Genomic DNA, 19,214 nt, shown 5'->3' with positions numbered 1-19,214 from the left:
GAGCCATGGGAGGCAGTGATGCTCGAAATCCTCAAACAGCGAACCTACCGGCATTTGTTTCTGGCGCAAGTCATCGCGCTGGTCGGGACTGGCCTTGCGACCGTCGCACTCGGCTTGCTGGCCTATGACCTGGCCGGCGCCAACGCGGGCCAAGTGCTCGGCACTGCGCTCGCGATCAAGATGGCGGCGTACATCGGCGTCGCGCCGATTGCTTCGGCTTTCGCCGAGCGATTGCCGCGCCGCGCGATGCTGGTGACACTCGATCTGGTACGCGCTGCGGTGGCATTGGCGCTGCCGTTCGTGGATCAGATCTGGCAGGTCTACATCCTGATCTTCGTGCTGCAATCGGCGTCCGCGGCGTTCACACCGACGTTCCAAGCGACGATCCCGGACGTGCTGCCGGAAGAGCGCGATTACACCCGCGCCCTGTCCCTGTCGCGGCTGGCCTACGATCTCGAAAGCGTGATCAGCCCGATGCTGGCGGCCGCGCTGCTGACGATGATCAGCTTTCACACGCTGTTCGCGGGAACCGTGATCGGTTTTCTCGGTTCGGCCGCGCTGGTGGTGTCGCTGGCACTGCCCAGCGCGACCGCGCCGGTGAAGCGCGCGATCTACGAGCGCACCACGCGCGGCATCCGCATCTATCTCGGCACACCGCGTCTGCGCGGCTTGATGGTGCTGAATATCGCGGTTGCCGCAGCCGGCGCGATGGTGATCGTCAACACAGTAGTGCTGGTGCAGGCGCACTTCGGCTTGCCGCAGCGGTCCACTGCCTTGGCGCTGGCCCTGTTCGGTTCGGGATCGATGCTGGCGGCGCTGACGCTGCCGCGTTTTCTGGATCGTTGGCCCGATCGCCCGGTGATGCTCGGCGGCGCCGCAATTCTCGTGGTCGGATTGCTGCTGGGTAGCCTGGTCACCGCCTACTGGCAGCTGTTGGCACTGTGGTTCGTGCTCGGGCTCGGCTACTCCACGGCGCAGACGCCGTCGGGCCGCTTGTTGCGGCGCTCGTCTCAGGCGGTCGATCGTCCATCCCTGTTCGCCGCGCAGTTCGCGCTCTCGCATGCCTCGTGGCTGGCCACCTATCCGCTTGCAGGATGGCTGGGCTCCAAGATCGGACTGGCACCCGTCTTCGCGATCCTCGCTGCGGTTGCTGCATCGGCGATCGCGGCCGCCATGCTGATGTGGCCCGCGAACGATCCCGATGTGATCGAACATGAGCATGCGGACGGCGAAGCCGGAACCTCTGGAACCTACCGGCACTCGCACGCCTTCACGATCGACGATCACCACCCGCGCTGGCCGTATTGATCGACGCGGCCTGACGACATCCCGATGCCTTTGCGCGCACTGCTGATCCTGCTGTCGATGTGGCTCCTCGCCGGGCTGCAGGCGTCGGCTGTGCGCGCGGACCCGCCGGCCGACGAAAGCCTGCAGCAGGCTCAGGCCGTCGCGAGTTTCGACAACTTGTCTGCGGTCCATCGCGGCGACTCCGACGCCAGCCACTGCCGTCGCCAACACGCGATCCGCAACCGATCCTGGTCTTCACACAGCGCGATTCCCGTTGCAGCGACGTGCTCACTCGCATGGCCAACGCCGGTCTCGATTCGTTGGAACGGCAGCGGATCGCCTCGTCCCGGACCAACACGCCGCATGCGCCCGCCGAGCCAAGCGCCGCCACATTTTCTGCCTTCCGGCTAGGCGCTGCGTCCCTTCGGGCGCGGCGCAGTTCCGCAATACCGATAAAAGGATCACCAGTGTCTCAACCTATCGTTTCAAAGGCAGCAGCCGGTTCGGCTGTCGCCTCGTCGCACCCGCATAGAACAACGAGATCGCGCCGGAATTCCGCGCACGGAGGGTGTCATGCTCGCTGACGCCCGGCATCGCCGATCACCAAAGCCGGAGTTCAAGTCTTGGCTCTGGGTCCTGATGAGCTGCGCGTTGACGCTGCTAGCCACAGAAGCCCAAGGCCACGGCGTCGCCGCCGGCGATCAGGCTTTCATCGAGGAGAGCACGGGGCCGCAGATCATTCCCTTCATCTACCTGGGGGCCAAGCACATGGTCACTGGCTATGACCATCTGCTGTTCCTGTTCGGGGTGATCTTCTTCCTGTACCGGCTTCGTGACGTGGGTGCTTACGTCACGTTGTTTGCCGTCGGACACAGCATCACATTGCTGTACGGCGTTCTTAGCGGCACGCATGTGAACGCCTACATCGTCGATGCGATCATCGGACTCTCGGTCGTCTACAAGGCGCTCGACAACCTCGGCGCCTTTCAGCGCATGGGCTACCAGCCGAACACCAAGGCCGCAGTGCTGATCTTTGGCCTGTTCCACGGCTTTGGCCTGGCAACCAAGCTGCAGGATTTCACGATGTCCCGCGACGGCCTGGTCACCAACATGATCTCGTTCAACGTCGGCGTCGAGTTGGGCCAGATGCTGGCGCTGGGAATCATCCTGATCGCGATCTCTTTCTGGCGACGCAATCCCAGCTTCGAGCGACACGCCGTCGCGGCCAACACCGTTCTCATGAGCGCCGGCCTGATCCTCACCGGCTATCAACTCGCAGGCTATTTCCTCGCCCCTCCGACCATCTAGGAATTCACCACCATGTCCACTGAAACCTCTCGTCCCGTCCCCAGCAGTCAGCAGCTGCTGAAGGCTAGCGGCATTGCGGCGGCCGTCGCAGCCGTCGTCCTTGCCGTTGCCGTGCTGCCTGCCGAGTACGGCATTGATCCGTTCGGCACCGGCAAGGCACTGGGCCTTTCCAAGCTGCACTCAGCAGGCGGAGAAGCAGAGACCGAGTCCAAGACCCCTGAAAGCAATCTGGCACGCGAACCGGTCAGCCGTCGCGACAGCGTCTACAAGACCGAAGAGCAGTCGATCACGCTGGCGCCGAACAAGGGCGCGGAAATCAAGGCGGTGATGCAGGAAGGCGATGCTTTCGTCTTCAACTGGAAGAGCGACAGCCCGGTCAATTTCGATATGCACGGCGAGCCGTTCGGCGCCAAGAACAACGAGTTCACCAGCTACTGGAAGGACGTGCTCAAGTCTGAATCACATGGGGCCTTCACCGCCCCGTTCGGCGGCACGCATGGCTGGTACTGGCGCAATCGCAGTTCCGAGCCCGTCACCGTCACGGTCACGGTGAGTGGCTACTTCGAAAAGCTGTACATGCCGTAATCGGCTTCATTACGCATCTCTCTCATCGCCGTAAAACCCAAGGAGCTTCAAATGAACTTTCGTATTCTCGTTGCATCCGCACTGCTCATGGGCGCCAGCGCGCCCGCGTTCTCTCATCCCGAAGGCCACGACTTCGGAAATCAACCGACCCCGAAGGAGTGCGAGCAGTTGAAGAAGCTGAGCAAGGAGGAAGCCGACAAGCCCGCGATGAAGGAGCTGAAGCAGCGCTGCGCTGCGGCGAAAGTGAAGGGCGCGGAAAAAAAGTAGCCCTGAGCGCTGGTCTCAAGTAGCCCGTGAATCGCCGCTCACGACCCAACCGCTTGGGCCGCGCCGCTTTCAGTGCGCGTGAAGCTCGCCGGGTCGTTCTTTTCGGGGCGGTATTCGCAATCGTCGCCGTCATCACGCTGCTCTGGCCGATCGTTTTCCCTGATCTGCCCGAGCGCGTGGTGACGGTTTACTGGACCCATGAGTGCGACTGCGTGGCCCCTTGGGTCGCTCAGTTACGAAAGGCGGGATTCATCGTCCATGACTTCGAGCAGGACGGCCTGGGCGTTCAGCGCAGTCGAATGCAGGTACCGCGTCGTCTCCACGGCTGCCATCTTGGCAGCTATATGGGCTATTTCCTCGAAGGGCATGTCACGCCGGAAGCCCTAAAGAGATTGGCAAGCGAGCGCCCGGCTGCTGAAGGCATCGCCTATGCCCGGCCTGCAGCCGGGAGAGACGATATCCTCTATACCATCCATGCCGGTCAGCTAACGCCGTGGCCCTCCCTGTGAGGGTCTGAACGCGAAGTGTTCGGAGAATGCCGGGACACATCCGCATCCTGGCATTCTCTTCATGCTACTGCTTCTTTTCTTCGGCCTTCTGCGCGCCGGACTTCTGCTCCGCAGGCGCATCGGTCTTCTTGTGCTTATGGACGGGTGGTACCGCGGGCTTTTTCGGAGCCGCCTCACCGGGCTTGGGTGCCGGCTGCGCTCCGGCAGGGCGATCGTCACCCTCGTCATCGTGACCGCCGGGATGTGCGTAGGTCGTCAGCGAAGCGAGGGACAGCAGCAAAGCTACAAAAGATTTCATGAAGCAACTCCTTGGGTGGATGAAACGGAATGCGGTCGCCCGACATACTCGGCGACCACCAGAAGGTGGGTGCTGCGATCAAGCTTCTGCACCTGCTGGAAGCGGATATCGAAGCCAGCCGCCCGCAGCAGGTGCGGATAGTTGTGTCCGAGTGAATGCTCCGGACCATAAGGCCGCGAATCGATCTCTTTCTCCAGATCGTAATCAGCCGGAATGGGCTCGATGACGGCGATCACGGACGGCGCCAAGGTCCGTCCGATCGTCTCGAACAAGAGACTCAGCTTGTGGCGTGGCAGATACTCCAATACGCCGGCCACGGTCAGGAATACCGTGCCACTGCTCGCATGCTCCGGAATCCAGACCGTTGCGTCGCCAGCTTCGAAGCGGATGCGGTGATCGACCGCGCGTTCGCGGTTGCGCTGTGTCTGATCCGGGCTTAGGTCCAGACCGATGAAGGCATCGAGTTGGGTCAGTCGCTTGGCGAGGTCTTCCAGCACCAGCCCCGAACCGCAGCCGATCTCGCAAAGCGTCCGATACAGTGACTGCGGCGTGTCGATCAGCTTCTGCAACGGCTCGACGATTGCCGAGTGATGTTGCAGCCACCATTTATCGAAGCGGGCTTTCGCCGCTTCATGGAACGCTAATGCCTGACGGCCTTGCCAGAGCCACGCATGCAACGGCGCCAAGGCGTCGAGCGTTCCTCGAGTTTGATGCCGATGGACCAGCGCTGCGATGATCAAGCGCTCGCGCGTGCCGAGGCGTTCCGGCAGATCGCCTGCAGCGATTCGTCTGGCGTACGCCGGCTGCAACAAGCTGACGATCTGGCCGAGGTGTATTTTCAGCCATCGCTTGCGCGGGTCTTTCGGCAGCATGGCCGGGAACTGCACGCTCTCGAAACTCATATGAACCTCGCTTCGAGGGAGTGTTGCGGTGAGCCGGCATCTGTCGGCGCGGTTACTCGGCTGCCGAAGAGTCGGTAAAGGCCGGGCAACACCAGCAGGGTCAGCAGCGTGGATGACACGATGCCGCCGATGACGACGGTCGCCAGCGGCCGCCGCACTTCCGAGCGGATGCCGGTGTTGAAGGCCATCGGGATGAAGCCGAGTGCCGCGACCAGCGCCATCATCAGCACTGGGCGCAGACGCGTCCGAGCGCCTTGCAGGATCGCGTCGTCGAGCGATGTACCGCTCGCCCGCAACTCGCGGATGAAGCTCACCATCACCAGACCGTTGAGCACAGCGATGCCGGACAGTGCGATGAAGCCGACACCGGCCAAGATCGACAGCGGAATGCCGGAGGTGGTGTCAGGCTCGGCCGCTCCGGCGACCACCGACGCCAGACCGCAGCACGCCATCGCCATGGCGCGCAAAAATTGGTGCCGCATGAGTAGAACTCCCAACGCAACGAACGCCGCGCAAACGCGGCAAACCCCTCAGGGCAGGACTGGACTCAGCCTGCGAGGGGCGGTGCGTGGGAAAGAGGTTTGAAGTGCGTCCAGCGTCGGCGCGGGCGATGCTCGCGCCTGACACTGAAGTATTGCGGCAGTGGCCGCGGCAGGAACAGCAGGGCAACGATCGCGCACAGCAGCGCGATCGCGAGCACGGATTGGAACTTGCCAGTGGTCTTGTCCGGAGAATCCGCATCCACCTCGCCGTGCGCCATGTGCTCCGCGAGGTGACCACCGGCGATCTCGGAAGTCAGGTCATAGTGCGAATGCGCCGGAGCCGTTTCGGCCGAAGCCGAATGGTGATGGTCCGAATGCTCGTGATGCACATGCAGTCCCAGCCCCCTGGCCAAGACCAGAAGGGCGCACAGGATAAAAACCAGCGGCAGGAAAAGGGACTTCACGCGTTTATGCTGGCACGTTCTGTTCAGAAGGCCAACGACGGCACGCTGACCGTCAGCTCTGCGGGACGTGCTCGAAGCGCCCGGGAAAATCTGGTTACAGGGGCACGCTCCGCGCCGATACTGCCCCCCTCCATCCCCTGAAACCGTGCCGGTCACCGTCGACATCTCGCGCCACCAATCCGAGCGCGATGTCTGCGGAGGATGCATGGGATCGGTCTACGGAATGTTGCGGCAGATGGCGAACAGGGTTCGCCCCCGGCGGATGCGCAGGGCGACCGTCATCGTCGTCGTTCGCACGGTGTATATCGCACGAGCGCTGAGTTTGAAGTCGCCCGGCGTTCGCATCAGCCGGGCCGATGCCGCCACGTTCGGCCAGCTTTCACTTTTTTGAATCGATCAAGATTTGCAGCAGCAGGCTTTTCCGTTGTGGCCGAAGTGTGCAGTTCGCGGTGGGCGACGGGTGGGCGGCCTGTCCGTCCACGCGAGCGAGCGGAACTCGGCGGGGCGTTCGTCCACGGTGAAATGCACACGGTGGCCGGGCTGTTACGGCCATCGTCCACGACTGCGGGCTCGAACCGGGTGTACCGTACTGTACGAGCGGTACGGTACGGGACAAACGGCCTGCCGCCGGATCAGCCGCCCCGGCAGCGACTTCACTGCGAAACCTTGCGGCTGCGGTGAAGCCCTGAAGGACGCTGTCCGCCATCGCGTTCATCTAGGGAGAACGTAAGCAGGGCTTCGAAGGGTCCCGGGAGGGGCTTACCAAGGGCCCCCATGGGGGGCTTCGAAGGAGTCCGGGGGTGGCTTCAAAGGCCCCCACCCGGGGGGCTTGCCAAGGGGGTGCTGAAGTGTCTGGCACCTCCTTGCGGCGAATGGATGACCAATTGCCGCAATTTCTGCGTTGATTGAGTTGCCTCATGAGGCGATTAGGGCCAATATTCACCGCATGGACAGCGGTGAAAAGCTCTATCTGTGGCAATCCGAAGAGTGGCCGAACTGGCGATTCGACGCCGCCACCCTGGCCGGTCCGCTAGCAGCGGTGCATCGCGCTCAAGGTCATCTGGCGGGCCGCATGGCCGAATTCGGCGACCCGCAACGTGACGAAGCATCCCTGCGGACCTTCACCGACGACGTGCTCAAGACCAGCGAGATCGAAGGTGAGCACCTCAATGCGGAATCCGTTCGATCCTCTATCGCTCGGCGGCTGGGCGTGGACACGGGCGCTCTGGCTCCGGTCGATCGCAGTGTCGAGGGCGTCGTCGAGATGGTACTCGACGCTACGCAGCGCTTCGCAGAGCCGCTGACGCCCGAGCGCCTTTGGGCCTGGCACGCTGCCCTGTTTCCGACGGGCCGCAGCGGAATGCGGACGATCCAAGTGGCCCAGTGGCGAGATGATCGTCATGGACCGATGCAGGTCGTGTCAGGACGCTACGGCCGCGAGCGCGTGCATTACGAAGCACCACCCGCAGACCGGATGGCTTCAGAGATGGAGGCCTTCCTTCGCTGGTTCGAAGCCGAGAGCACGGATGATCCCGTGATCCGGGCGGGCCTGGCGCATCTGTGGTTCGTGTCGATTCACCCGTTCGACGATGGCAATGGCCGGATCGCACGCGCAGTGGGCGACATGGCGTTGGCCCGCGCAGAACGCTCATCGAACCGGTACTACAGCCTCTCCGCCCAAATCCAGCGGGATCGCAACAGCTACTACCAGCTACTGGAGTCGACCCAGAAGGCAACGATGGATGTCACGGCCTGGCTGGCGTGGTTCCTGGCGAGCCTGCTCAAAGCGGTCGAACGGGCCGAGGTGATTCTGGACGAGGTACTGGTCAAGGCTCGATTCTGGAAACGCTGGTCGGCCGTGCCGCTCAACTCCCGCCAGATCGATCTGCTCAATCGGCTACTCGGCGGATTCGAAGGCAAGCTGACCAGCGGCAAGTGGGCGAAGATCGCGAAGTGCTCGGGCGACACTGCATTGCGAGACATCAATGCGCTTATCGATCTGGGAGTGCTCAAGAAAGCAGAGGCCGGTGGCCGCAGCACCAGCTACGAAATCGTTCTTCAGTGAAATTCGGAAGCGGCGCTTTAGCTTTACGCGACCCGCATCCTCACTAAGCAAGGTGGCGTCGGCATGCCGTACCGGGTGTACCGTACCGTACTCCCGGTACGGTACGGTATGAATCGGTCACGCCGTTGGCGCGGCAGCGTTCATATCAATTTCGGCCTCTTCTGCAAAATGGGCCCCATTTCCGTATGCAGACTTCTATGGCGGGCATCGTCCACGACAGCCCACGCGAATCGCGGGTCCAAGGAGCACAGGTGTACCGTACCGTTAGTACGGTACACCCGTTACGCCTAGCGAACCTTGGGTATACGAGTTTGCTTCTGTTTTATCTTGACCTTCGAAGCGTGCAACTCTTTCTGGCGTAACGCTGGCGCATCCCTCCGTTCCGGCATTGCTGCGACCGATGCCTGCAAGGCTGCTGCCATTCCCGCGTCGCCTGAGAGCAGGTCTTTCCACCCGATCTCCAAACCCTTGCGTCGCCCTTTCTCGGTGAGCTTGAGCGCGGATGGCGTCAGCAACACCGTGTAGACGGTCCGCTCGACCGTGATTTCCCTCTTCAGATCGCGATCGAGCTTCGTTGTCATCCGTATCTCCACTGCATCAGCAAAACGGCACATGCTCGCGCGCACGATCCCATCTGAGCGGCACTCGTGTCTTCTCGGCACATTGTAGGGAGCGTGGGCTCGCTCATTCTCGTTTGACGGTGAGCGCTGGCCGGCATCAAGTACCGCCCGACGCCTCGCGCTGCGCACGAGCCGACGGCGCCGCAGAAGCGCGGCGCGCTCCGCGTCGATACTTGACCCCGTCCTCCCACGGGCCTCCCGGCCGCCGTTGACATCTCGCGCCACCCCTTCGCGAGTGCCATCAGGAGGCCACATGAAGCTACTTCAAAAACTTGTTTCCGCATTGCGATCGGCAATGCGCCTGTTCCGGCGCCCGATCGTGATCGTCGTCTACCGCCCACCAATCGCGCAGCGGTTCCGGAGCTTTTCGTCTGTCCGTCTGACTGCTGCGGAGGCCGCCCATTATGGCCAGCTCTCGCTTCTCTGAGGTGCGTGGATGCGGCGAACTCGCTGGATCAATCATGGTGCCGGGAGCATGGCGATGAGCCGCCGCTGGTTCGCCATCGGCCTGGCCCTGTTGCTCGGAGTGTTTGGCCTTCAGTGGTTCTATCTGGGGCGTTTCCGCCGTGGGCTTCTCTACGTCGGGCTCGGGCTCTTTGGCCTATCCCTGTATCTCGGAGTGATTGATGCAATCCGATGGCTCTGCCTTTCCGATAGGGAGTTCGAGCGCCGCTACTCCCGTGGCCGGGCCGGGCGGCAGCGACGGAAATGGCAGTTGAACAGTGTTCAGGCGCCGATTTCTGCCACGGTCGATGACGAGGTCGATCGCCTCCGACGCGAATGGCAGGTCGAGACCTACGTCTGCGGACATCTCGCGAACCGGGCGCAATCAAACCTTGGGCCGGACGACATCCCCGCCATCAATCCCGCTACCGGCTTACCGATGGTCGGCGGCCTTGGCGGATTCGACACCAGCGGACACAGTTACGGAACCGGTTTCGAGCACGACAATCAGACGAACTGGCGGGTTAATGACGCATACGCTGACTCGCGAATCGATGACCGTGCCTTCAACCATTGGGAACCCTGATCGGGAGTCGGACATGAGCCTGCAAACCCGTAAGTCCACGCTCGATCAACTCGGCGCGCAGATTCTGTACTACCGCGAACTGCCCCGGCCGCACGTCGCATTGCAGGTCGGCCGCCGCCCGCTGGCGCCGATCGTCGATCGACTCCGCACAGATACCAGTCTGGCTGGCCTGAACATCGTGGCAGCCGACCTCACGGGCGTCGCGCCTGCCGATGTGCTCTGGCGCGTCGGTACGGCGATCTTCAAGCTGATCGATCGGGAGGCGCCCGTTCGGCCACGCGATGAACATCCGGCGCTCGCCTTCAAGAGGCTGTTCAACGCGGTGGTAGGGATGTCGGACGATCAGTTCGTGCTGATCGTCGGTCCGGTCGACGATCTCGAAGCGACACCAGAGAAGGCCGACGACATCTACGGCGCGCTACGTGCCGCAGTCGTCCCATTCGAACGCCGTGTGCAGGTCGTCTTCGTCACCCGCAACGACATCCTCCGCCGTCAAATCTTCTGGCTGGACCGGCCGACGATGGAGTTCGCAAGCTTCGTCGATCTGATCGACGATCGCTGTTAGAGGCTCAGCCGCCGCACATCGGTTTGGCCATACCCATGAACGCGCGCGGTGTCAGCACGGGCGTGATCATGCTGCCTGCATACAGCTTCTGCCCCTCTGCATTGGAGGAATAGTTCTGCGCCAGCTCCTCCGTGAACCGAGCCGGGTTGGTCCTGAGCAGGTTGCGATCGGGCGGCGCCGCTGCGTAGAAGCGTGCAACAGAGCGCCCTCTGTCCGGGTTGTTGAACGACGAGACTAATACGCCGACTGAAGCGCAATACTGAGCCTGCCGCGTCGCTTCGGCGCGTAGCCCCTGGTCGATTTGATCCACCCGCCGTAGCGCCGCCGCCTTGGCTTGAACTTCGGTCCGGTAGATGGCGGGCGTGCCCGGAGTCTGTGCGCACTTTTCGCGGTTGAACTTGCTTTCGCTGAGTTTCACATAATCGAAATTCGCCAGCGCCGTGCATGCCTTGAGATCACCGTTCCTGGCATCGACCAACAGCCATTTTCCGAGCGAGTCCGGCAACTGGGAGGTTGGCCCGGGTAGCCCGCCGCCGAACAGCGGGAAGGGAACGAAGTTCCGCCGGGCAATCGCGGACGTGAGCGCAGGATCGGCCTGGGCAACCGGCAGCATCTCGGATTCCCAGAAATCCTGTGCCGCCTGACTCGGCGGCCGTCCCGGTCCCCTCTGGAGCAGCACATAAACGGCAGCCGCCGTGTATGTGCCTTGATCGGAAGCCATTGCCTCAAGCAGGCGCTTCGTCTCTCCATCCACAAGTTGCTGATCAGCTCGTGCCATCAACCCAGACCGGGCCTTCAAGGCAGCGGCCAAGTAGTCCATCTTCTCGTCGAAAGTCAGACGGTGAAAATCCATGCCGGCTGGGATCGGAGGCGAAAAAGGCGCAGGAGCCCTGACCGGGGTAGTTGCGGCACAGCCGGCCATGCAGCATAGAAAGAACAGCCAAACGCAAACTCGGCGCATGGACACCTCGGCTCTACGCAAGAATTTTGAGAGAAGCGCCCGCCGGAACCTGGCGCCTTCACTGACCTGAAAAGCTACTTTTAAGTAGTCTACCTATGACTATGTAGAGCTAAAAGAGTTCTACGCCTAGCGTTCCGGTCATGGAATCGAAGGCGGCGGAAAGGCTGGGCAACGCTCTTAGGGCGCGACGGACAGCGCTCGGGGTTAGTCAGGAGGCGTTTGCCGACCAGATTGAAATGCACCGCACGTACTACAGCGCGATCGAGCGGGGCGAGAAGAATCTCCAGATCGACACGCTGCAGCGAGTCTGCGCCGGGCTCGGCGTCCCGCTTTGGCAGGTCTTCAAAGAGGCCGACCTTTAGCGCCTGAGCGGGCTCGTGGCGCCTGTGGATAGTTTTGCCTTTAGCCGAGGGCCCCTCGGCTAAAAACGAAGAGCTTCCGCTGCTGAACACTGTCTCTGCGGTGTAGGAAAACCGCAGCTAACAGCGTGACTCAGAAAATCGATTCGAATCCCAGCATCGTGCCCCGGCTCCTCCGGGCCAAGGACGCGCCCGCGTACTTGGCCATGGATCGATCGCTGTTCAAGAAGCTGGTTGAGCCGTACGTGACCAAGCGCAAGACATCGGCCGGCCACGTTACTTTCGACCGCCTTGAACTCGATGCCTGGGTGGATAACACTCGTGACCGCTACGGCCGTCCGCCTGCACCTCCAACCGAAATTAGGAGGTCCACATGGGACGAAAGCGCATTGCCGGCCTCACAAAGCGTGGTGAGGTCTGGCATGTTGAAAAAGAAGTATCCGGGTACGGACGCCTTCGAGAGAGCACTGGCGCAAGCCAGCTCGAAGAAGCGGAGAGGTACCTCGCACGCAGACTAGAGGAAATTCGACAGGCCAGTGTTTATGGGGTCCGGCCAACCCGAACCTTTCGCGAAGCGGCAACCCGCTTCCTCGAAAAGCGGATGCACCTGCGATCGATTGATCGCGACGCTCAGGACTTGAAGCTCGTCGATCATTACATCGGCGCTCTCGATCTGAAGTGTGTTCACGACGGCACCTTGGAGCGGTTCGTCCAAGACCGGCTGAAAGATGGCAGAGCGCATGGCACGATCAATCGCACGCTGCGTGTCGTTCACAACGTCCTCAAGCATGCGACCCAGTGGCGCGACATCCACAACCTGACCTGGCTGGAAGTCGCACCGCAGATCACCGAACTGGATGATTCGGGCAAGCGCAAACCGCATCCGCTGGACTGGGACGAGCAGGAGCTTTTGCTCTCGAAACTGCCCCAGCATCTGCAAGCGATGACCCTGTTCGGAACGAACACCGGCTGCCGCGAGCAGGAGATCATTCAACTCAGCTGGCAATGGGAGTGGGACGCTCCGGACCTCAACACTTCGCTGTTCATCATTCCGGGTGAGCACACCAAGAATGGCGAGCAGAAGGTGGTGGTGCTGAATCGGGTAGCTCGGGCTGTCGTCGAAGCGCAGCGCGGCAAGCATCCGGAACGGGTCTTCACGTATGCAGTCCACGAACGTGAGACCGGGCCAGACGGCAAGCGGATCAAGAAGGGCAAGATCGTCAGGACGACCTACGAGCCGACCACGCGCATCTACAACACGGCGTGGAAGACCGCCCGGCGCAAAGCCGCCGGGTGCTACGAGGAGAAACTGGGGCGGTCGTGTCCGGACCTGTTTCGCTGCATCCGGGTGCAGGACCTGCGTCATACCTTCGGCCGCAGACTACGGGCCGTGGGCGTGTCCTTCGAGGACCGGCAGGACTTGCTGGGGCACAAATCCGGGCGGATCACGAGTCACTATTCCGCTGCGGAAATTGGCAACTTGTTGGCGGCTGTGGAGCAGATTTCCGCTCCCAGCTTCCGCAAAAGCCCCACAGTGCTTTTAGTGCGATCCGCGTCAGCGCAGAAAGTCGCTTCCAAGCCGTTGAAGGACATCGAGAAAATGGTGGTGATAGCTGGAATCGAACCAGCGACCTCAGCATTATGAGTGCCGCGCTCTAACCGTCTGAGCTACATCACCATCTTGGGGGCGCGCATCATAAACGATTGAAGCTGCAGCGTAAACGATCAAATTTTCGCCACTGAGCAGGCTCATCGGGCCGCTAGCGTCCGGCGCTCTCGCCACCAGAGCAGGGCCGTCGGGAGCAGCCACAGGAGCAGCAGCGGCCAGCGGTCCATCGGCCGGCGGCCTGCTTCGAAGCTCGGAGCGCCGATGGCCTCGTTGGCGGAAGCCAGTGCCTGGCTGGCGACGCGGTCGCGCTGGTTGCGCAGGCTTTCGGCATCACCCGAAGCCCGCACGTAAAACGGCTCGCGCGCATCACCGTCGATCAGTCGGTGCCAACCCGCTTCCTCGGGCCAGTAAGCGGCGCAACGCTCGGAGACGATCAGGCGGGTCTCGGTGCCGCCCGTGGAGATCACGCGGGCCTGGTCGCCGAGATCGCAGAGCACTTGCCGCTCGCCGACCCAAGCGACCGGAATCGGCGGCCTGCGCGCGCTGCGCAGCTGGGGTCTGGCCACTTCGGCGATCAGCGGGCCCCAGAGGCTGCCATAGCGCCCTGCATCTCCGCGCAGTACGAGCTGGAAACTATCGAGCAGCGTGGACAGCACGATGCGCCCCTGCCCGCGCGAAACCGCGGCGATCAGGATGCGATCCCGATCGTCGCTGAGCAGCGGCAGCGCGGAACCACTCGCGATCGAGAGCGGTGCGGCGTGGAAATCGAGACGATCGCGCATCGACAGCGCGCTGGCGAGCGCGACGCTCGCTAGCACCTGCTCCGAATCGAGCGCGAAGCCCAGCTCGCGCCAATCGGCCAGGACGCTCGCATCGATCGGACCGCTGGCACGCAGCAGCAGTCCGAGCCCCTGCTCGACAGCCGCAAGCAGCATGGCCTTCTGGGCCGGAGCGAGCGCGAGCCAGCTGCGCTCATCGAGCACCGCGAAGTCCGCTGCCGCGAGCGTTGCCGAATCGAGCGTCGCGCCCGCATCGCCCATGCCGAGCTGATCACTCAGCGTGATGTGCGCACCGACACGCAGGCCGGCGTCGCCGACCCAGCGCCGCCAGTACTTGAGCTCGGGGCTCGGCGCACCGGCCTGCACGATCGCGCTCAGCGCGGCACCGCCTTCGACTTGCAGCGGCAGGCTCGCACTGTCGATGCGCTGCTTGTGCGCATCGAGCAAGCTCAGTTCGAATCGGACGAGGCCGGGAATGCGCGTGGGGGCGGACAAGCTGAAGCGTCCTTCGGCGTCGAGCGCGACGGAATCCACGAGTTCGCCGGCCGGATCGCGCAATTCGACCACGCCGTCCTTCGCGCTTGCGCTGCCGTCGACGAACCACTGCTGTCCGGCGGCGCTGCGCTGCGTCCAATGAAGACTGGTGAATCCCGTCGCGTCGGCTGTCGAATGCAGACGCAGCCGCAGCGCGGCCGCGGCCGATCGATCGCGCAGCGGCAGGCGGTCACCGGCGATGTCGAGTTCGCGCACGCGCGGATGGCGCCGCAAGGCCGTCGCCAGATCGGGAACCCGCTCGACGCGTGCAGGCGCATCGGCTCCCGGCAGGGCGACGGCGCCTTGAGCGGATGGCAGCTTCGATACGTCTTTCTCACCGCCTGGAACGATCACGCTCAGGGCGTCTTCGCGCCAGGTTCGCTCGGGCGGATAAAGCAGGCACCAGAACGCGATCGCGGCGAGCAATTGCACCGCGCTCCAGAACCAGCGCGCCGCGATGCCGCTTTCGCGGCGAAAGCAAAGCCAACCGCCCGCGAGCGTCGCAAGCACGAGCGCGGCAGCGATCAGCGTCTGCACGCTCATCGCGGCACGCCCTGTAGCCCGCGCGCATAGGCCTGCGCTTCGGCATCGGGCGCGCTGCGCGCCTGCACGGCGCTGCGTTGTGCCGGCAACAGCGGCCAGAGCTGCGCCTGGAATCGTTCGCGGCACTCGACGCAGGCCGGCGAGCGACGCAGCTCGTCGGCACTGCGCAACAGCGCGAGCGAGCGATCGCCCGGCTGCGGGTGCGCATCGAGCCAGCCGCGCAGCGCGCCGATATCCGGCGGTGCGCCATCGCCGACTGCCCGCCAGGCCTCGACGATCGGCGCCGAATCGGCCGCATCGTCGTCGAGCGCGATCGGTTGCGGATCGCTGAGTCCGGCGCGATCACCGGTCAGGCGTCGCGCCGGATCGACGGCAGGCAGATCGAGCCCCATGCGCGCGAGGTAAATGCGCGTCGACTGCTGCACCTGCTTGATCGCTTCGAGCGCCTCGTGCTCATGCGGAAGCGCGGCCTGCAGCTGTCCCGTGCGCAGCTGGCCTTCGGCGGCCCACATCGCGGCCAGCGCGCGACGCAGCAGCTGCTTGGTCTGATCGTCGAGCAGGGTCGCGGCTTCGGCGATGTCGTGCGTGTGGCCGAACTCGCGCATCACCTCGTCGGCCTGCGAGCCCGCGGAGTGCTGCTCGCCCGCGTGTTCTTCATGCTCGGCGTCGTGTCCCGGGCTTTCGGATTCCTCGCCGAGGAACTGGCCGTAGCGCAGGCGCAGCATCTTCTGATCGACGCCGATCGCGTCGGCCTTCTTCTCGAATTCGGATTCGCCGAGCCCGGACCTCTGCGCGATGAGCGCCTCGGTATCGATGATGATCTGGCGCTGGCTGCGGAAGTAGGCCGGCATCGCTTTCTGCGCGACGCCTTGCAGGCCCTCGCCCAGCTCGCTCACTTCGGCCGGCCAGCGCAGGATGAAGCTCGCGCTGCGACTCACATTGGGCGAAGGCTCGCGGTTGTCGCTCACGCTCAGGCGAACGATCAGATCGTCACCCTGCGCGAAGCCGAGCGCCTTCAGGTCGAGCGTCTGCCCGTAGCGGCGCTCGCGCGAGTCGCCCTTGCCTTCGAGCACGCGTTTCTGCTCCCTGACTTCGATCTGCTCGCCCGAGCCTTGCGCAAGCGAGATCGACAGCTCGGCCGATCCCAGGCCGTAGTCGTCGCGCGCTTCGAACGCCAGCGCCCACTCGGACTGCTCGGCGCCGAGTTGATTGAGCGTCTGCTGCGGCGCGCGGACGACGATCTCGGGAGCGCGATCCGGAATCACGTCGAGCCGATAAAGCTGCTGCTCATCGATACCCGCGCCTGCGGCCACGACGCGGTACAGCGTGGACGCTTCGACCCGACGCTCGCCGATCCAGGCTTCTCCCTGGCGCTGCAGGGCGAGCGAAGCGCCATCGTGAAAACGCAGCGAAACCACACTCGGCTCGGTGCCGAAGCGCAGCGTCCAGCGCAGCTGGCTGCCCTCGGGCAGACGCACTTCCGGACTGCTGTCGTCCGATGCTCGCAAGCCTGTGTAGCGTGGCGGCTCGATATGCAGGCGAGCCTCGAACGAAGCTCGCGCGATATCGGCCGCGCCAGCGTTCGCGTCCTTCGCATGGTCCGGCAACGAAGACGCCTGCCAGGGCTGCGACGACAGCAAGCCACCGGCGATCGCGGCCGAGAGCCATGCGAGCGCGAGGCGGCTCCACGGGTAAGCGTCGCGCAGATCGGGCAGTGGCGCCTCGCGTAGCCGTTCGCGCAAGCGCTGCTGTTGCAGGCGAACGAGCGGCCCAGGATTTTCAGGCGCGAGCAGCAACAGATCGAGGCTGTCGTCGGCGTCGGGAATGCGCACATCGAGCTGGCGCACGAGCCAATGGCGATCGAGCGGTTTCAATCGCCGCCAGCCCAACGCGGCGCATGCGATGAAGACGGCGATCGACAAGCCGAGCAGGATCGCGGAGCCCGATCGCCACGCCGCGAACGACACGGCACCGCATGCAGGCAAGGCCCACAGCAAGGTCTCCATGAGCCTGCGACGACGCGCAGCGCTCAGCAGACCGAGCAAGCGAGCGACGGTCGGCTCAGCCATGCGCCCGCCTGAGCGGCCACGCGGCGCAGACGCGCTCTGCGACGAACAAGGCCAGCGCGATCCAGATCAACCAGTCGTCGATGGGTTCGTTACGTGGAATCGGAGACAGCTCGGCTCGCATCGGCTCGAAGCTTCGTGCATCGGCACGGTCGGGCGGACGTGGCGGGCGCAAAAAGTCTTCACGCAGCCTTGCCGGAAAGCCGGCGTCCGCAACGCCAGGCGTCGCGGCGGGATCGAGCGCGGTGGCGATCGAAAAGATCCGGCCCTGCCCGAGCGCCCTCTCTCGCAGCGGCCAGGCTCCATCGCCCGCTCGCGTTCGCAGCAAGCTTCCACCCTCGCGAACCCAGCGCAGAGCCTCGGCGCTCGGCTCGCCACCGAGCCAGATCAACAGCTGCGCGCGTGCATCGATCGCTTGCGTCTGCGCCGCGATGTCGAAATCCGCCGGTTTGCCCGCAGCCAGCCAGGCGGAGCGCAAGGCCTCGATGGTGCCGAGTTCGGCGGTGGACTCGTCATCATGACGCACGACGACCAAAGGCTCCCGGCGGGCTTGCGTCGAATCGCCGCCGGCCACGACCCATTCGACCTCGCGGCTCAGCGCGGGACGCACCGCGTCGAGCCCGGACAAGCGCTCGGGAACGATGACCGCGAGCGTATCGGCCGGCGCGAGCCGCGCATCGAGCTCGCGCAGCAAGCCGAGATCGAGCGCAGGGGCCGGCGGTTCGTCGAGCGATCCGAAACCCGCCTGCAGCCAATGCCATTCGGCATCCGGCCGGGTCAATGCAGCGCGCGCGGCCTCGGCCGAAAGCTGCGGAGACACCACGACCCAATGCGCCTGCGGCCCCGCATCGGCGTGGCGAACCGGCATCGAGACGAGCAAGGCGAGCGTCGCGATCAGCAGCAGGCGCAGCACCAGCAGCAGCCATCGCCGGATGCGCAGTCGCTCGCGCGGCAGGCTCATACGACTCAGGTATCGCCAGGCCGCGAATGGAACGATGCGATCCTCCGGCCTGCGCAACAGGTGCAGCGCGATCGGCAGCGCGAGCGCGCTCAACGCGAACAAGCCGAACGGCAGCAGAACGCTCATCAGGCGAAGTCCCGGCCGCCGAACAGTCTTCGCAACGGAAGCTCGAGTGGCTGGTCGGTAAACGCTTCGCAGGCCCGCACACCCGATGCCGCGAGTCGCGCGAGCAGGGCTTGCCGGGACTCGCCGAAGCGATGCAGAAAATCCGCGCGCGCACGAGCCGCGTCGACGCGTTGTTCGTGCGCGGACTCCGGATCGCGGAAGCGAGGCCCGCCTTCGAACGGGAACTCGCGCTCCTCCATCGTCAGCAGGCGCACGAACGAAACATCGCGGTTCGCCGCGGACAAGCGCTCGGCGAAAGCGATCCCCCGCTCGTCGAAGCCGTCGGACACCATCATCACGACGGCGCCCAGCGTTATCGCTTGCCAGAGCGGGCGCAGCGACGATGCCAGCGGCCAGCCGCCGGCGGCTTCGATGCGCGCAAGCTCGAAATGCAGGCGATCACGATGACGCCGGCCACTCGCCGCTTCGGTCGCGAACACGCGATCCTGCGCGATCAGCACGAGGCCGAAGCGATCGTTCTGCCTGAGCGCGAGCTCGAACAGGCAGGCCGCGAGCGTCCGCGCCGCGGCCAGGCGCGTGCGTTCGGGTGCTAGCGCGTCGGCCTGCCCCATCGAGCCGCTCGCATCCACGATCGCCCAGAGCGTCAGCGGACTGTCGCGCTCCGCATCGCGAACGAAGAAGCGATCCGAGCGCCCATAGAGCTTCCAATCGATGCGACGCAATTCGTCACCGGGCTCGTAGGCTCGGTATTGCGCAAATTCGAGCCCAGCGCCCCGGCTGCGGCTCGCATGCTGGCCGATCCCCTGCCCGAGGCCGAGCCGGCGCGAGCGCACACGCAAGCCGGCGAGGCTGGCGAGCAGATCGGGTGGAATCAGCATGCGAGGGCGGCGCGCG

21 protein-coding genes, 1 tRNA gene and 1 pseudogene are annotated in these 19,214 nt (G+C 64.2%); 12 read left to right on the top strand and 11 right to left on the bottom strand.

Annotated features, from left to right (window positions below; translation table 11 throughout):
- The first annotated feature begins 18 nt into the window (after positions 1–18).
- The 5 genes from AC3WUM_RS14965 to AC3WUM_RS14945 all read left to right on the top strand — a co-directional run bounded on the left by AC3WUM_RS14965 (position 19) and on the right by AC3WUM_RS14945 (position 3,956).
- Complete coding sequence (locus AC3WUM_RS14965; RefSeq protein ID WP_492411139.1) at positions 19–1,308, top strand: MFS transporter; 1,290 nt, start codon at positions 19–21, stop codon at positions 1,306–1,308.
- A gap of 618 nt (positions 1,309–1,926) precedes the next feature.
- Positions 1,927–2,595, top strand: coding sequence for a HupE/UreJ family protein (locus AC3WUM_RS14960; RefSeq protein WP_492411403.1), 669 nt, complete (start codon positions 1,927–1,929; stop codon positions 2,593–2,595).
- Between the two features lie 12 nt (positions 2,596–2,607).
- On the top strand, positions 2,608–3,180 hold the full coding sequence (locus AC3WUM_RS14955; protein ID WP_492411138.1) for a hypothetical protein: 573 nt from the start codon (positions 2,608–2,610) through the stop codon (positions 3,178–3,180).
- Positions 3,181–3,231: 51 nt separating this feature from the next.
- On the top strand, positions 3,232–3,447 hold the full coding sequence (locus tag AC3WUM_RS14950) for a hypothetical protein (protein ID WP_492411137.1): 216 nt from the start codon (positions 3,232–3,234) through the stop codon (positions 3,445–3,447).
- Positions 3,448–3,500: 53 nt separating this feature from the next.
- Positions 3,501–3,956, top strand: coding sequence for a DUF411 domain-containing protein (locus tag AC3WUM_RS14945; RefSeq protein ID WP_492411136.1), 456 nt, complete (start codon positions 3,501–3,503; stop codon positions 3,954–3,956).
- A 64-nt stretch (positions 3,957–4,020) separates the two neighbouring features.
- Here the strand turns inward: AC3WUM_RS14945 and AC3WUM_RS14940 are convergent, their stop codons facing one another.
- The 4 genes and pseudogenes from AC3WUM_RS14940 to AC3WUM_RS14925 form a co-directional block, all read right to left on the bottom strand.
- The gene (locus AC3WUM_RS14940; protein WP_492411135.1) at positions 4,021–4,254 is read right to left on the bottom strand and encodes a hypothetical protein; all 234 of its coding nucleotides are present in this window, start codon (positions 4,252–4,254) and stop codon (positions 4,021–4,023) included.
- Positions 4,251–5,156, bottom strand: coding sequence for a class I SAM-dependent methyltransferase (locus AC3WUM_RS14935; RefSeq protein ID WP_492411134.1), 906 nt, complete (start codon positions 5,154–5,156; stop codon positions 4,251–4,253). Before AC3WUM_RS14935 ends, AC3WUM_RS14940 begins: the two co-directional genes overlap by 4 nt.
- Positions 5,153–5,596 (bottom strand): annotated as a pseudogene (locus AC3WUM_RS14930) (efflux RND transporter permease subunit); the annotation flags it as partial. The pseudogene AC3WUM_RS14930 and the gene AC3WUM_RS14935, both read right to left, overlap by 4 nt.
- A gap of 107 nt (positions 5,597–5,703) precedes the next feature.
- A complete protein-coding gene (locus AC3WUM_RS14925; RefSeq protein WP_492411133.1) occupies positions 5,704–6,102 on the bottom strand; it encodes a hypothetical protein in 399 nt (132 codons plus the stop codon).
- A 205-nt stretch (positions 6,103–6,307) separates the two neighbouring features.
- On the opposite strand from AC3WUM_RS14925, the gene AC3WUM_RS14920 reads away from it, so the two are divergent.
- Positions 6,308–6,493, top strand: a complete 186-nt coding sequence (locus AC3WUM_RS14920) for a hypothetical protein (RefSeq protein WP_492411132.1) — start codon at positions 6,308–6,310, stop codon at positions 6,491–6,493.
- Between the two features lie 555 nt (positions 6,494–7,048).
- A complete protein-coding gene (locus AC3WUM_RS14915) occupies positions 7,049–8,167 on the top strand; it encodes a Fic family protein (protein WP_492411131.1) in 1,119 nt (372 codons plus the stop codon).
- Positions 8,168–8,454: 287 nt separating this feature from the next.
- On the opposite strand, the gene AC3WUM_RS14910 is transcribed toward AC3WUM_RS14915, so the two are convergent.
- Positions 8,455–8,748, bottom strand: a complete 294-nt coding sequence (locus AC3WUM_RS14910) for a hypothetical protein (protein WP_492411130.1) — start codon at positions 8,746–8,748, stop codon at positions 8,455–8,457.
- 292 nt (positions 8,749–9,040) lie between these two features.
- Here AC3WUM_RS14910 and AC3WUM_RS14905 point away from each other — a divergent pair, with 292 nt between their 5' ends.
- From AC3WUM_RS14905 to AC3WUM_RS14895, 3 genes are read left to right on the top strand one after another with little or no spacing between them, the layout of a single operon-like run.
- Entirely contained in the window at positions 9,041–9,214 is a 174-nt protein-coding gene (locus AC3WUM_RS14905; RefSeq protein WP_492411129.1) for a hypothetical protein, read from the top strand.
- Between the two features lie 54 nt (positions 9,215–9,268).
- Positions 9,269–9,817, top strand: coding sequence for a TM2 domain-containing protein (locus tag AC3WUM_RS14900; protein ID WP_492411128.1), 549 nt, complete (start codon positions 9,269–9,271; stop codon positions 9,815–9,817).
- A gap of 13 nt (positions 9,818–9,830) precedes the next feature.
- Positions 9,831–10,382, top strand: a complete 552-nt coding sequence (locus AC3WUM_RS14895) for a hypothetical protein (protein ID WP_492411127.1) — start codon at positions 9,831–9,833, stop codon at positions 10,380–10,382.
- 4 nt (positions 10,383–10,386) lie between these two features.
- Here the strand turns inward: AC3WUM_RS14895 and AC3WUM_RS14890 are convergent, their stop codons facing one another.
- Positions 10,387–11,235, bottom strand: coding sequence for a hypothetical protein (locus AC3WUM_RS14890; RefSeq protein ID WP_492411126.1), 849 nt, complete (start codon positions 11,233–11,235; stop codon positions 10,387–10,389).
- Positions 11,236–11,483: 248 nt separating this feature from the next.
- On the opposite strand from AC3WUM_RS14890, the gene AC3WUM_RS14885 reads away from it, so the two are divergent.
- Both AC3WUM_RS14885 and AC3WUM_RS14880 read left to right on the top strand, forming a co-directional pair.
- Complete coding sequence (locus AC3WUM_RS14885) at positions 11,484–11,705, top strand: helix-turn-helix domain-containing protein (protein WP_492411125.1); 222 nt, start codon at positions 11,484–11,486, stop codon at positions 11,703–11,705.
- Between the two features lie 370 nt (positions 11,706–12,075).
- A complete protein-coding gene (locus AC3WUM_RS14880) occupies positions 12,076–13,347 on the top strand; it encodes a tyrosine-type recombinase/integrase (protein WP_492411401.1) in 1,272 nt (423 codons plus the stop codon).
- On the opposite strand, the gene AC3WUM_RS14875 is transcribed toward AC3WUM_RS14880, so the two are convergent.
- From AC3WUM_RS14875 to AC3WUM_RS14855, 5 genes are all read right to left on the bottom strand, one after another.
- Positions 13,304–13,380, bottom strand: a tRNA-Met gene (locus tag AC3WUM_RS14875). The genes AC3WUM_RS14880 and AC3WUM_RS14875 overlap by 44 nt on opposite strands.
- Positions 13,381–13,451: 71 nt before the next feature.
- On the bottom strand, positions 13,452–15,167 hold the full coding sequence (locus AC3WUM_RS14870) for a hypothetical protein (RefSeq protein WP_492411124.1): 1,716 nt from the start codon (positions 15,165–15,167) through the stop codon (positions 13,452–13,454).
- A complete protein-coding gene (locus AC3WUM_RS14865; RefSeq protein WP_492411123.1) occupies positions 15,164–17,236 on the bottom strand; it encodes a DUF4175 family protein in 2,073 nt (690 codons plus the stop codon). Before AC3WUM_RS14865 ends, AC3WUM_RS14870 begins: the two co-directional genes overlap by 4 nt.
- Positions 17,229–18,320, bottom strand: a complete 1,092-nt coding sequence (locus AC3WUM_RS14860) for a BatA domain-containing protein (RefSeq protein WP_492411122.1) — start codon at positions 18,318–18,320, stop codon at positions 17,229–17,231. The genes AC3WUM_RS14865 and AC3WUM_RS14860 overlap by 8 nt, the downstream gene beginning before the upstream one ends.
- Positions 18,320–19,198 carry a DUF58 domain-containing protein gene (locus AC3WUM_RS14855; RefSeq protein ID WP_492411121.1) on the bottom strand — a complete coding sequence of 293 codons (879 nt, stop codon included), beginning with the start codon at positions 19,196–19,198 and terminating at the stop codon, positions 18,320–18,322. The genes AC3WUM_RS14860 and AC3WUM_RS14855 overlap by 1 nt, the downstream gene beginning before the upstream one ends.
- Between the last annotated feature and the right edge of the window lie 16 nt (positions 19,199–19,214).

The organism is Hydrocarboniphaga sp. FW305-C-57 (assembly GCF_058783045.1).
Note: the sequence above shows the minus strand (reverse complement) of the source record. Positions and strands in the feature narration are given on the sequence as shown.

Excerpts from the sequence above, each read along its gene's own strand:
- AC3WUM_RS14965 (WP_492411139.1), top strand. The coding sequence starts at position 19 with ATGCTCGAAATCCTCAAACAGCGAACCTACCGGCATTTGTTTCTGGCG.
- AC3WUM_RS14960 (WP_492411403.1), top strand. The coding sequence starts at position 1,927 with ATGAGCTGCGCGTTGACGCTGCTAGCCACAGAAGCCCAAGGCCACGGC.
- AC3WUM_RS14955 (WP_492411138.1), top strand. The coding sequence starts at position 2,608 with ATGTCCACTGAAACCTCTCGTCCCGTCCCCAGCAGTCAGCAGCTGCTG.
- AC3WUM_RS14950 (WP_492411137.1), top strand. The coding sequence starts at position 3,232 with ATGAACTTTCGTATTCTCGTTGCATCCGCACTGCTCATGGGCGCCAGC.
- AC3WUM_RS14940 (WP_492411135.1), bottom strand. The coding sequence starts at position 4,254 with ATGAAATCTTTTGTAGCTTTGCTGCTGTCCCTCGCTTCGCTGACGACC.
- AC3WUM_RS14935 (WP_492411134.1), bottom strand. The coding sequence starts at position 5,156 with ATGAGTTTCGAGAGCGTGCAGTTCCCGGCCATGCTGCCGAAAGACCCG.
- AC3WUM_RS14920 (WP_492411132.1), top strand. The coding sequence starts at position 6,308 with ATGGGATCGGTCTACGGAATGTTGCGGCAGATGGCGAACAGGGTTCGC.
- AC3WUM_RS14915 (WP_492411131.1), top strand. The coding sequence starts at position 7,049 with ATGGACAGCGGTGAAAAGCTCTATCTGTGGCAATCCGAAGAGTGGCCG.
- AC3WUM_RS14910 (WP_492411130.1), bottom strand. The coding sequence starts at position 8,748 with ATGACAACGAAGCTCGATCGCGATCTGAAGAGGGAAATCACGGTCGAG.
- AC3WUM_RS14905 (WP_492411129.1), top strand. The coding sequence starts at position 9,041 with ATGAAGCTACTTCAAAAACTTGTTTCCGCATTGCGATCGGCAATGCGC.
- AC3WUM_RS14900 (WP_492411128.1), top strand. The coding sequence starts at position 9,269 with ATGAGCCGCCGCTGGTTCGCCATCGGCCTGGCCCTGTTGCTCGGAGTG.
- AC3WUM_RS14895 (WP_492411127.1), top strand. The coding sequence starts at position 9,831 with ATGAGCCTGCAAACCCGTAAGTCCACGCTCGATCAACTCGGCGCGCAG.
- AC3WUM_RS14890 (WP_492411126.1), bottom strand. The coding sequence starts at position 11,235 with ATGGATTTTCACCGTCTGACTTTCGACGAGAAGATGGACTACTTGGCC.
- AC3WUM_RS14885 (WP_492411125.1), top strand. The coding sequence starts at position 11,484 with ATGGAATCGAAGGCGGCGGAAAGGCTGGGCAACGCTCTTAGGGCGCGA.
- AC3WUM_RS14880 (WP_492411401.1), top strand. The coding sequence starts at position 12,076 with ATGGGACGAAAGCGCATTGCCGGCCTCACAAAGCGTGGTGAGGTCTGG.
- AC3WUM_RS14870 (WP_492411124.1), bottom strand. The coding sequence starts at position 15,167 with ATGAGCGTGCAGACGCTGATCGCTGCCGCGCTCGTGCTTGCGACGCTC.
- AC3WUM_RS14865 (WP_492411123.1), bottom strand. The coding sequence starts at position 17,236 with ATGGCTGAGCCGACCGTCGCTCGCTTGCTCGGTCTGCTGAGCGCTGCG.
- AC3WUM_RS14860 (WP_492411122.1), bottom strand. The coding sequence starts at position 18,320 with ATGAGCGTTCTGCTGCCGTTCGGCTTGTTCGCGTTGAGCGCGCTCGCG.
- AC3WUM_RS14855 (WP_492411121.1), bottom strand. The coding sequence starts at position 19,198 with ATGCTGATTCCACCCGATCTGCTCGCCAGCCTCGCCGGCTTGCGTGTG.